11 protein-coding genes are annotated in these 10,764 nt (G+C 67.6%); 8 read left to right on the forward strand and 3 right to left on the reverse strand.

All coding sequences use genetic code 11. The features are described from left to right. Positions 1 to 418: 418 nt before the first annotated feature. From KCQ71_RS08960 to KCQ71_RS08990, 7 genes are all read left to right on the forward strand, one after another. Positions 419 to 1,762, forward strand: a complete 1,344-nt coding sequence (locus KCQ71_RS08960) for an ABC transporter substrate-binding protein (protein WP_223404980.1) — start codon at positions 419 to 421, stop codon at positions 1,760 to 1,762. An 11-nt stretch (positions 1,763 to 1,773) separates the two neighbouring features. After that, positions 1,774 to 2,727: a carbohydrate ABC transporter permease gene (locus tag KCQ71_RS08965; protein ID WP_223404982.1), complete on the forward strand. Its 954-nt coding sequence runs from the start codon at positions 1,774 to 1,776 to the stop codon at positions 2,725 to 2,727. A 22-nt stretch (positions 2,728 to 2,749) separates the two neighbouring features. Beyond that, complete coding sequence (locus KCQ71_RS08970; protein WP_372453976.1) at positions 2,750 to 3,649, forward strand: carbohydrate ABC transporter permease; 900 nt, start codon at positions 2,750 to 2,752, stop codon at positions 3,647 to 3,649. 68 nt (positions 3,650 to 3,717) lie between these two features. Continuing rightward, positions 3,718 to 4,491, forward strand: coding sequence for an ABC transporter ATP-binding protein (locus KCQ71_RS08975; RefSeq protein WP_223404986.1), 774 nt, complete (start codon positions 3,718 to 3,720; stop codon positions 4,489 to 4,491). A 271-nt stretch (positions 4,492 to 4,762) separates the two neighbouring features. After that, entirely contained in the window at positions 4,763 to 5,122 is a 360-nt protein-coding gene (locus KCQ71_RS08980; RefSeq protein WP_223404988.1) for an ArsR/SmtB family transcription factor, read from the forward strand. Then, positions 5,119 to 5,772, forward strand: a complete 654-nt coding sequence (locus KCQ71_RS08985) for an SRPBCC domain-containing protein (protein WP_223404990.1) — start codon at positions 5,119 to 5,121, stop codon at positions 5,770 to 5,772. The genes KCQ71_RS08980 and KCQ71_RS08985 overlap by 4 nt, the downstream gene beginning before the upstream one ends. A gap of 90 nt (positions 5,773 to 5,862) precedes the next feature. Continuing rightward, positions 5,863 to 6,615, forward strand: coding sequence for a DinB family protein (locus KCQ71_RS08990; protein WP_223404992.1), 753 nt, complete (start codon positions 5,863 to 5,865; stop codon positions 6,613 to 6,615). 55 nt (positions 6,616 to 6,670) lie between these two features. On the opposite strand, the gene KCQ71_RS08995 is transcribed toward KCQ71_RS08990, so the two are convergent. After that, the gene (locus KCQ71_RS08995; protein ID WP_223404994.1) at positions 6,671 to 8,329 is read right to left on the reverse strand and encodes a right-handed parallel beta-helix repeat-containing protein; all 1,659 of its coding nucleotides are present in this window, start codon (positions 8,327 to 8,329) and stop codon (positions 6,671 to 6,673) included. A gap of 245 nt (positions 8,330 to 8,574) precedes the next feature. Here KCQ71_RS08995 and pdxY point away from each other — a divergent pair, with 245 nt between their 5' ends. Beyond that, positions 8,575 to 9,426 carry a pyridoxal kinase PdxY gene (pdxY, locus tag KCQ71_RS09000; protein ID WP_223404996.1) on the forward strand — a complete coding sequence of 284 codons (852 nt, stop codon included), beginning with the start codon at positions 8,575 to 8,577 and terminating at the stop codon, positions 9,424 to 9,426. A 653-nt stretch (positions 9,427 to 10,079) separates the two neighbouring features. Here the strand turns inward: pdxY and KCQ71_RS09005 are convergent. Together KCQ71_RS09005 and KCQ71_RS09010 are read right to left on the reverse strand one after the other, a co-directional pair. Next, positions 10,080 to 10,304: a hypothetical protein gene (locus KCQ71_RS09005; protein WP_223404998.1), complete on the reverse strand. Its 225-nt coding sequence runs from the start codon at positions 10,302 to 10,304 to the stop codon at positions 10,080 to 10,082. A gap of 33 nt (positions 10,305 to 10,337) precedes the next feature. Further along, positions 10,338 to 10,764, reverse strand: a 427-nt coding sequence (locus KCQ71_RS09010; protein ID WP_223405000.1) for an alpha/beta fold hydrolase, incomplete at its 5' end; no start/stop codon positions are given.

Consider the following 10,764-nt stretch of genomic DNA (forward strand, 5'->3'; position numbering starts at 1 on the left):
AGGGGCCCGGTTCGTGGCCCTGAGAGCGCGATCTTGGGATGGCACCAGAAACCGGTCACCCGTCCTTGCCCTGGGACGATCCACCCGCTCCGTGGCCGTCGGACGACCCGGTCCGGTCTCACCGCGCGGCCAGGAATCGGTTGTAAAGTCGCCAATTGTGAACGAACCGCACCACGCCCCGGACCGACCTGGGCGCGTTCGTCGGCCGTAACCTGCCTGTGACCTTCGCGCGCAAGGTTGACCCCCTTCCTCGGATCATGCTAGAAACCGCTTTCAGGAGTTGAGTCTCCGGAGCGAACGTGTCACCGCCGATGGAGGCCACGCACCACGAGAACGGTCGGCCCGCCGACCACACAGCCCGACCAGCACCACGAGGTCCAGCCAAGCGATCCGCATCATGTCTGCAAAGGAGCATGCGATGTCCGCACGCCTGTCCCACCCGTCCGCGCCCTTGACCCGGCGCGGCTTCAACCACCTGGTCGTCGGTGCCGGCACCGCCGGCGCCATCGGGCTGACGGCCGCGTGCGCCGTCGAGCCGGAAGAGGTCGAGCAGGAGCCGGCCGACTCCGACGAGCCCATCGAGCTGAACTTCATCTGGTGGGGTGACGCCGGCCGGGCCGAGGTCACCGAGGCCGCGCTCGACCTCTACCGGGCCGACCACCCGAACGTCACGATCACCACCGAGTACCAGGACTCGGGCCCGTACAAGGACAAGCTGGCCACCCGGATCGCGGCCGGGGACGCGCCTGACCTGATGGCGATCCGCCGCGACCAGCTGCGTGAGTACGGCGACCGCGGCGCCCTTGCCGACCTGCGCACCATCGAGGCGATGGACCTGGCCGGGCTGTCCGAGCCGGTGCTGGCCCCCTGGGACGTCAACGGTCAGCTGATCGGCGTGCCGGCCGGCCTGAACACGATCGGCTTCATCATCCAGACCACGGTGCTCGACGAGTACGGCATCGATCTGCCCGACGGCGACACCTGGACCTGGGACGACCTGGCCACGATGGCGAACGCGATCACCGCGGCCAGTGGCGGCTCGATCTACGGCACCGCCTACGAGATGGCCACGGTCGCGAACCTGTACGTGTGGGTGCGCCAGCACGGTGAGGACCTCTACACCGAGGACGGCCAGTTCGGTGCCAGCGAGGCCACGATCCAGGCGTGGTTCGACTTCGCCGACGAGATGCGCCAGGCCGGCGGCTTCCCGCCCGCCGGGTTCTTCGACGGGACCACGAGCGCGGCCGAGGCGTCCTACATCGCCCAGGGCCGGACCGCCTCCCAGATCATCCCGACGAACAACTTCAAGAGCTACAACGAGGCCTGCGGCGGCACCCTCGCCCTGCTGCGCATTCCCGGCGAGTCCACCGCACCCCGGCGCGGCCAGTCCATCGACTGCCCGCACCTGTGGTCGATCTCGTCGCAGTCCTCCTACCAGGCGCAGGCCGCGGAACTGCTCAGCTTCCTCACCAACGAGCTCGCGGCGTGGGAGGCGATGGGCACCACCCGCGGTGTGCCGCCGAACGCCGCGGTGGCCGAGGGCCTGCTGCCCAACCTGGAGGCGGACGACGTGACCGCCACCGAGTACATCCTCGGGCTGCAGGCCGAGGACCTGCCGCCGGCGTTCGCCGACCCGGTCGGGGCCACCGAGATCCAGTCCAAGCTGGCCGACGTCGCCGTCGAGGTCGAGTTCGCCCGGATCACCAGCGCGGACGCGGCCGCCCAGCTCGTGGCCACGGCCAACGACGTGCTGGCGGGCTGAGCCGCGTTCCGATGAGCACCTCCACCGCACCGTCGACCACCGCCCCGACCCCCGCTCCCGCGCGGCGGGTCGGGGCGGCCGGGCGTGGCACCCCGCGCCGCCGCAACGAGAAGGCCGCCTACATCTTCCTGCTGCCCTGGTTCGTGGGGTTGCTGTTCACCCTGATCCCGTTCGGGGCGTCGCTGTACCTGGCCTTCACCGACTACAACCTCATCAACAACCCGAACTGGATCGGCCTCGACAACTTCGAGGAGATGCTCACCGACGAGGACCTGCTCCAGGCCCTGAAGGTGACCGGCATCTACACGTTCGTCGGCGTACCGCTCTCGCTGCTCGCCGCGCTCGGGGTGGCGCTCGCGCTGAACAAGGGCATCAGGGGCCTGAAGTACTACCGCGCCGTGTACTACCTGCCCTCGCTCCTGGGCGGCTCGGTCGCGATCGTGATGCTCTGGCGCTACATCTTCGGCAACCAGGGCATCGTCAACGCCGTCCTCGCCTTCTTCGGGATCGACGGGCCGAGCTGGGTCTCCGACCCGCAGTACGCCCTCAGCGTGCTGATCTCCCTGCACGTGTGGACGTTCGGCTCGCCGATGGTGATCTTCCTGGCCGGGCTACGGCAGATCCCGATCATGTACTACGAGGCCGCCTCGATCGACGGCGCCAGCCGGTGGCGCCAGTTCGTGTCCATCACGATGCCGCTGCTCAGCCCGATCCTGTTCTTCAACCTGGTGCTGGCCCTGATCGGCTCACTGCAGACGTTCACCCAGGGCTACATCCTGTCCGGGGGCACCGGCGGTCCGTCCGGATCGACGCTGTTCTACAACCTGTACCTGTACATCGAGGGCTTCCAGCGGTTCGACATGGGCTACGCCTCCGCGCTCGCCTGGTTGCTGCTGATGATCGTGGCGATGTTCACGGCCGCGAACTTCCTGATGTCCCGGTTCTGGGTCTTCTACGACAACTAAGGGCACTCATCCGATGGCACTGATGACCCAGATCCGCCAGCGCTCGCGCGCGATCGCCGCGGAGTCCGAGGACACCTACTTCGAGAAGCTCGGAAGCAACAGCCGGACCCGGTTCCTGCGACACGTGATCCTGTGCGCGGTCGGCGCGATCATGTTGTACCCGTTGCTGTGGATGCTGGCCAGCTCGTTCAAGCCGAGCTCGGAGGTCTTCGCCGACCTCTCGCTGTGGCCCTCGACGTGGGACTTCACCAACTACTCGCAGGGGTGGAACTCGCTGAACCACCCGTTCCACCTGTACCTGTGGAACTCGTTCGTGGTGGTCGCCCTGACGATCGTGGGCAACCTGGCGTCCTGCTCGCTTGCGGCCTACGCGTTCGCCCGGATGCAGTTCATCGGCAAGAAGCCGCTGTTCGCGCTCATGCTGGGCACGCTGATGCTGCCCGGGCACGTGCTGCTCATCCCGCAGTACGTGATCTTCAACCTGCTCGGCTGGATGAACACCTACCTGCCGTTGGTGGTGCCGAACTTCCTGGCCACGAACGCGTTCTTCATCTTCCTGATGGTGCAGTTCATGCGGGCGCTGCCGAGCGAACTGGACGACGCCGCCCGCATCGACGGGTGCGGCCCGTTCCGGACGTTCTTCCGGGTGATCCTGCCGCTGTGCGTCCCGGCGCTGGCGACCACCGCGATCTTCACGTTCATCTCCACCTGGAACGAGTTCTTCGGCCCGTTGCTCTACCTGACCGACAGCTCGCTCTACACGGTGCCACTGGCGCTGCGGCAGTTCATGGACTCCGAGGGCCAGAGCGCCTGGGGGCCGATGTTCGCGATGTCGGTGGTCTCGCTGGCGCCCATCATCGGGTTCTTCATCGCCGGCCAGAAGTACCTGATCAAGGGCATCGCCACCACCGGGCTCAAGTGAGGTCAGGTCGGGGCGTTAGCATGCGCTAGGTAGAACACGACCTGTCCGGCGGCAAGGAGCAGAACTCAATGACGGCACGATCGACGCTGTTGGCACGCGACCTCTGGGGCGGCTACCCCGGAAACGAGGTGCTCCGTGGCGTCAACCTGACCGTCACCGCCGGCGACGCCCCGGTCGGGATCGTCGGACCGTCCGGGATGGGCAAGACCACCCTGGTCCGGTTCCTGCGCGGGACCCTGCGCCCCAGCCGCGGGACCGTCACCTACAACGGCCGCAACACCGCCAAGATGCCCCGCCGGGACGCGAAGGCGTTCAAGGCGGAGGTGCGGTTCATGTCCCAGGACTCGCTGACCATCACCGATCCGCAGCTCACCGTGACCCGCTACCTCAAGGGCGCCCTGGCGGAGGCGCGCAAGGGTGGGCGCACGCACGCCACCTCGATCGAGGAACTGCTGGACGCCGTCGCCCTCGAGGAGCGCTACGCCAAGCGCAACATGCTCACGCTCTCCGGCGGCGAACGGCAGCGGGTGGCGCTCGCCGTGGCACTGGCGACCCGGCCCGAGATCCTGGTCCTGGACGAACCGCTCACGGCCGTCGACCCGCAGGCGCGCGGTGCGATGGCCCGCCGCATCACCGCCCTCACCGGCCGGCTCGGCACCGCGGTGGTGCTGGTCTCCCACGACCTCGAGCTGGTCGAGCGGATGTGCACCCACGTCCACTTCCTCGCCGACGGCACCTTCGTCTCCTCCGGTCCCCTCGGTGAGGTGCTGGCCAAGGCCGAGCACGAGGCGATCCGGGAGATCGCCGAGGCGGCTCCGCTCGCGGTGCAGCGCTTCCGCTGAGGCGGCCGACGGCGCAGCGCGTCCCGGCCGTCCGGGCGCACCCTTCGTAGCGCTTCCGCAGAAGGGCCCGACGGCGCAGCGCGTCCCGGCCGTCCGGGAGCACCGTTCGTAGCGCTTCAGCGGAAGCGCCCGACGGCGGAGCGCACCGCTGCGGGCCCCCGCCGCGCAGGCTACGCGCACCTGGCCGCACCCGCGGAAGCGACCCACACCTGGGGCGGACCCAGATCTCGAAGCATTGACTTATATAAGTAGTTTCTTCTAGAGTGACCACATGCACGCTTTCGATATCCTCGGCGACCCAGTCCGCCGTCGGATCCTGGAACTGCTCGCCCGTGGCGAGCGGCCCGCCGGGGCCATCTCGGACGCGATCGCCGAGGAATTCGGAATCAGCCAGCCGGCGGTCTCCCAGCACCTGCGGGTGCTGCGGGACTCCGGCTTCACGACGGTGCGCCCCGAGGGCACCCGCCGCATCTACGCCGTGGCGGACGAGCCGCTGCGGGAGGTCGACGCGTGGCTCGAGACCTTCCGCGCCACCTGGCAGCCCCGGCTCGACGCGCTCGGCACCGAGGTCGCCCGCGGGAAACGTGCGCGCCACAACCACCACCACAATGAGCAGGAGCAGACACCATGACCACCGTTGACGAGACCGGCGCGGGATCGATCGACCGGCGCCTCACTGCCCGCGACCACGAGGGACGAGCAGCGCACGTCGCCACGGTCTCCCGCACCTACCCGACCACGCCCGAGGACCTGTGGCAGGCCGTCACGACCGCGGACCGGATCCGCCGCTGGTTCGTGCCCGTGACCGGCGATCTTCGGCTCGGCGGCCGCTATCAGCTGGAGGGAAACGCGGCTGGAGAGGTGACGGCGTGCGATGCCCCCCGCTCATTCGCCGCCACCTGGGAGTTCGGCGGCAACGTCTCCTGGATCGATGTCCGCATCGAGGCGGCCGGCGACGGCGCGACCTTCACCCTCGAGCACACCGCCGCGATCCCGGACGGCCCGGACGAGTTCTGGCAGACGTACGGTCCCGGCGCCGTGGGTGTGGGCTGGGACCTCGGCCTGCTCGGGCTGTCGCTGCACCTGGCCCACCCTGAAGCGGAGCGAGCGCTCGAGGACGAGGCGGCGTGGGCCACGTCCCCGGAAGGTCGGGCATTCATCACGGCCTCGAGCACCGCCTGGGCGGAGAGCAACATTGCCTTCGGCACACCTCGAGAGGCCGCGGTCGCGGCCGCCGAGCGCACCACGCTGTTCTACACGGGCACGCCCTCGCAGGACTGACCGCACGGGCGCTGCCGTCCACGGACGCAATACGTCCGGAACCGACGCTACCTTGACCGGCAACGGGGACATGGAGACCAAGGAGCGGTCATGACGCAGGAGTTCCATCGGACGGCGCAGTTCCACGGCGCGAGCTTCCGCGAGTCGGATCTGTTCGGCCTGACGGTCCGCGACAGCGACCTGCGCGAGGCCAGGATCGCCAGCAGCTGGGTCGACGGAATGCACATCACAGGGTTCGATGGCGCGGCCGGCGCCCTCTATGTCGACGACGTCGAGGTGACGGACTACGTCACCGCGGAGCTGGACCGCCGTCACCCCGAACGCGTGCAGTTGCGCGCGGTCAAGACCGCGGATGACTTCCGCGCGATGTGGGCGACGCTTCAGGGGCTGTGGGGCCAGACGAAGGAACGCGCCGAGGCACTCCCGGAGGCCGCCCGCTACGAACGGGTCGACGGCGAGTGGTCGTTCGTGGAGACGCTGCGGCACTTGATCTTCGGTATCGACAGCTGGGTCGGCGTCATGCTCACCGACTCGCCTGCTCCCTATCACCCGCTCGGCCTGCCGCCGACCGACTTCTCCGACGAGGACAGCGGGACGCTCGGCCTCGACCGCTCTGCCCGACCCGACTACGCCGAGGTCGTCGAAGCGCTCGACGCGCAGTGGGCGCGCGTCGATGCCGTGCTGGCCGAAGTGACCGACGCCGACCTTGCGCAGATGCGCACGGGCAGCCTCGGGGTCGGCGAGGACCCCGAGACGGTTCCTGTGTCCCACTGCCTCGGGGTTATCCTGCGCGAGCACACCGAGCACCGGCGGTTTGCCGAGCGCGACCTGGTCCGCCTGTGACCTTGCTGCACGCCGCGAGCGCCGTCACCGCGGCTGGCGCGCCACCATCCCTTGCTCAATCACCCAGATCGATGTCCTGGGTCGAGGCTGCGTCGACCTCGACACGTTGGGCGACGTCGTCATACTGGTTGTTCCGCACGGTCACGTCGCGCGCGTTGCGGAGATAGATGCCGGTCTGGAAATCCTCCGTCTCGAGATCGGAGAACCTGTTGGCCTGGATCGTGATGCCGCTGTTGTAGGGCTGGTTGGTGAACGCCCCGTTGTTGGCGAACGTCAGGATCGAGCCCGTGCGCGCGTGCTTGCTGTACTTCTTGACCCACCCGGACCCCGCAAAACTGTTGCCGCGGATCTCCACATCGCGCGCGAACGATCCGGTCCCACTGCTCGTCGTACCGAGACCGATGTCGTGGTAGGCGTTGTTGGCGAAGTGGCAGCCATGCACGCGCAGGTTCCGGTTCATGAAGACCAGAGCGGTACCGATGTTGTCCTCGATCGTGGTGCCCGTCACGCTCGCGGAGGTCCACTCGTGACCGGCGCTGCTGAGCAACGCACCGACGCCGGCATCGCTGGGCAGGTCGGCCGAGAGCCGGATCTGGAACGCGGTTCCCGCCTCGTCCAGCGGGCTGGCCTCGACGACCGACACGGCCGACGGCTGCGCACCCGCCCAGAACGTCAGCTCATCACCCGGTGCGAACGGCAGCACCCGAGAACCGGCACTGACGGGTCGGACCGTGATCGCACGCCCATCACCGGCGTCGGTCAGTCGCAGGAACGAGCTCCGCGAGACCAGCGGGTCCCACCGCACGCCCTTGATGTAGCCGTCGGTGACACTCATCGTGCCCGTGCTGTTGGACAGGTGGATAGCGTCCCTAGGGCCGACCGCCAGGTCGCCGACCGGTTCGACGACGACCTTGTTCAGGGTGACGTTATGACCGTAGCCGGCGAGCATCCCGACGCCCACGGCGTTGTGGATCCGGAGGTTATCGATCCGAAGGTCCCGGCAGCCGAGCGCGAAGATGTTGTAGGAGCCACCCACCACGTTGAGATGCCAGGAGACCCCGTCACCTGGCACGACCCGGTCGGAGAAACCGTGACCCGAGATGCGGTAGCGGCGACCGGCACCGCCGGCAACGCTGTGCCACAGGTTCGCGAACTGCTCAGGGTTGGTACCGATCGTCAGCGGCTTCACACGATTCAGGCGGCGAGTGGCCAGGTCCCAGCTGTTCGCCGAGTAGCAGCGCATACCGTCGAAGTGGGTCGAGTCCTCGAACACGTCGACGACGACCTCGTCGGCGTCAGGGTCGACCGAGACCACCTCTCCCGATGATGTGGCTCGAGGCGAGTAGTCCAGCACGAAGTTCTTCATTGTCAGCCCCTGGCAATCGGTCAGGGTGAACTGAGTGGCAGGCGCGATGTCGTTCGCCAGCGGCAGACCTCCGACCAGCCGGGTGGTCGGGCGCCCGTCGGCCCCGACCGCGCCGACGAGGGTCAGCCCGACGGCGCCCGTGATCGGCAGGCTCGCGCCGCCGTCGGGGTCGGGCGTGAGCTGGTAGGTGCCGGAGTCGAACAGCACGGTCGTCGGACGACCACTGGCGATGGCGGCTGCGAGGGCGGTACGGATGGCGACAGTGTCGTCGATGCCGTCGTCGGGCACGGCGCCGAAGTCACGAACATGGATCGCATCGGGATGCGCGGATGCTGCGGAACCGCCCACATACGCAGAGCCTGCGACTCCAAGTCCTGAACCGGCCAGGACGAGGAACCCGCGTCGGCTCAGCCCGTCACGGCCAGTTCCAGTTTCCAGGTTTACCATCATCACACCTCATCGTGAATGTATATGCCTGATCCATCATCTGCACTTCTCATACAAGCACACGGGCGCCTGTGCAACAACGGTCTCGGGGCAACATGCGGCAAGTGGAGTCCGTCCGGGGTATGCAGCACTGGCACGATGTGCGGATGAAGTTCCTCTCCATCCAGTCCTCGGTCGCATACGGGCACGTCGGCAACTCGGCCGCCATGTTCCCGTTGCAGCGGCTCGGCCACGAGGTGTGGCCGGTGTTCACCGTCGTGTTCTCCAACCACACCGGGTACGGTGCGTGGCGCGGGCCGATGCTGTCCCCGGATGACGTGCGCGGCATCGTGACCGGGATCGAGGAGCGTGGCGCGCTCGGCGAGGTCGGCGCCGTGCTGTCTGGATACCTGGGCGGCGAGGGGATCGTCGATGTTGTCGTCGATGCCGTCCAGCGGGTGAAAACTGCGAACCCCGAGGCGACCTACACCTGCGACCCCGTGATGGGCAACGCAAGGTCAGGCTGCTTCGTGGCGGACTCGATCCCGCCATTGATCCGTGATCGCGTCCTGCCCCACGCCGACATCCTCACGCCGAACCAGTTCGAGCTGGGGTTCCTGACCCGCACCGAGCCTGACAGCCTGTCCTCGACACTGGCTTCGGCAGATATGGCCCGCGACATGGGCCCGCGCACGGTGCTGGTGACAAGCGTCGAGCGGCCGGACCGACCGGAGAGCACCATCGAGATGCTCGTCGTGGCGGACGACGGAGCGTGGATCATACAGACGCCCTACCTTCCGTTCAAGGCGAACGGTTCCGGTGACGTCACCAGCGCTCTGTTCACGGCGCACTACCGCACCACTGGGTCAGCATCCCAAGCGCTCGCTGCGACGGCATCGAGCGTGTTCGACCTGCTCTCGAATACCCTGGCGTCCGGCGAGCGTGAGTTGCGGATCGTCGAGAGTCAGGAGACGTTCGCGCACCCGCGGATGCAGTTCGCGGTGCAGCAGGTCCGCTAACGTCGCGGCAACCACTACGCCACGTCGGTGCGCAGGCCAAACGCATGTGGGTCACTCGCACTGACGCGCGGTGGCCCTCATGCTTCGGGGTGGAGGTGGCGGGAATCGCACCTGTACCTCTCTGACCTGGGACGATACGGCTGGAACCACGAGTGTGTCAGCGGTGTGACACGAATTCTGTACTAAGAACGGCGTGACACCGGTGACTGTCGGTCAACCGATCACGATGCGACCGGGTGGATGGTATCCAGTGTGTCGCCGATCCGATCCCAGGTCGTGCTCGGCCTGCGGACCTTCAGTGCATCGTGCTCCGCGCCCTCGGCAATCCCGGCGGCGTGCTGAGGTCCGAGTGGCCGGCTGCTCAGGGTCAAGGGATTCTCGAGAACGATCGTCGGCCGCCGCCGGCGTGAAACCGACGTCCGTTCGTGCAAGCTCGACGGTGGACTGGAGGAGCGCCAGAACCCACTACCGAAGTTCGCCTCCCATTCCGAAACTAGAAGGGCAAGGTCACCTGGAACGAGGTGATCGAGGTGTCCCAGCGGCGGGCGCGCTCTGCCCCGAATTCGCTGCAGTTCCCGAAGTTCGAAGCCGGGCAACATTGGGGATGCGTGGGCGCTGACGCAGCTCCTGGCCCGCAGATGGGTTCGGGGCGGTCACGACTGCGACGCCACACTCTTCACGCTCTGGACGAGGGCGGCGGGAAGCATGCCGGCGCGGACGATGTCATAGTGCGCGAGCGCGCTGGACTTCCCGGGAACTGCCACGCCTCGAAGGATCGCCCAGGCACCTGCGAGCATGATGATGAACGGCTGGACGACCTCGGGCACTTGGGCGACGAGTTCCTGGAAGTTGCTGATGAGTTGCTCGATGGGACTCATGTCAGACCGTCCCATTCACTCGATGTGAGTGCGTCATGTGGCGGCGCTGCCGTCCTCGCCGTGGAGGGAGTCGATGAAGGTGCGCAGTGCGTCGTTGACCTCGTCGGCGTGCGTCCAGAGCAGTCCGTGTGGGGCGCCCTCGATCTCCAGGTAGTGGGCGTCGGGCAGTGCCTGGGAGAAGCGGCGGGCCGTGCTGTCGATGGGCAGGATCCTGTCGGCGGTGCCGTGCAGGATCAGAGCCGGTTTCCCGCTGCTGCGGACTGCGTCGACATCACTACGGAAGTCCTCGATCCACGAGGAGACGACGGCGTAGGACGCCACCGGGGCGCTGGCGACCGCGACGTTCCAGCTTCCGGTGACCGCTTCGTGGCTGATGCGAGAGCCGAGGTTCTCGTCGAGGTTGTAGAAGTCGGAGAAGAACTGCGTGTACCAGGCGTAGCGGTCACTCGTCGCCTGGGCG

It is taken from the genome of Occultella gossypii (assembly GCF_019947135.1).
GTDB lineage: Bacteria > Actinomycetota > Actinomycetes > Actinomycetales > Beutenbergiaceae > Occultella > Occultella gossypii.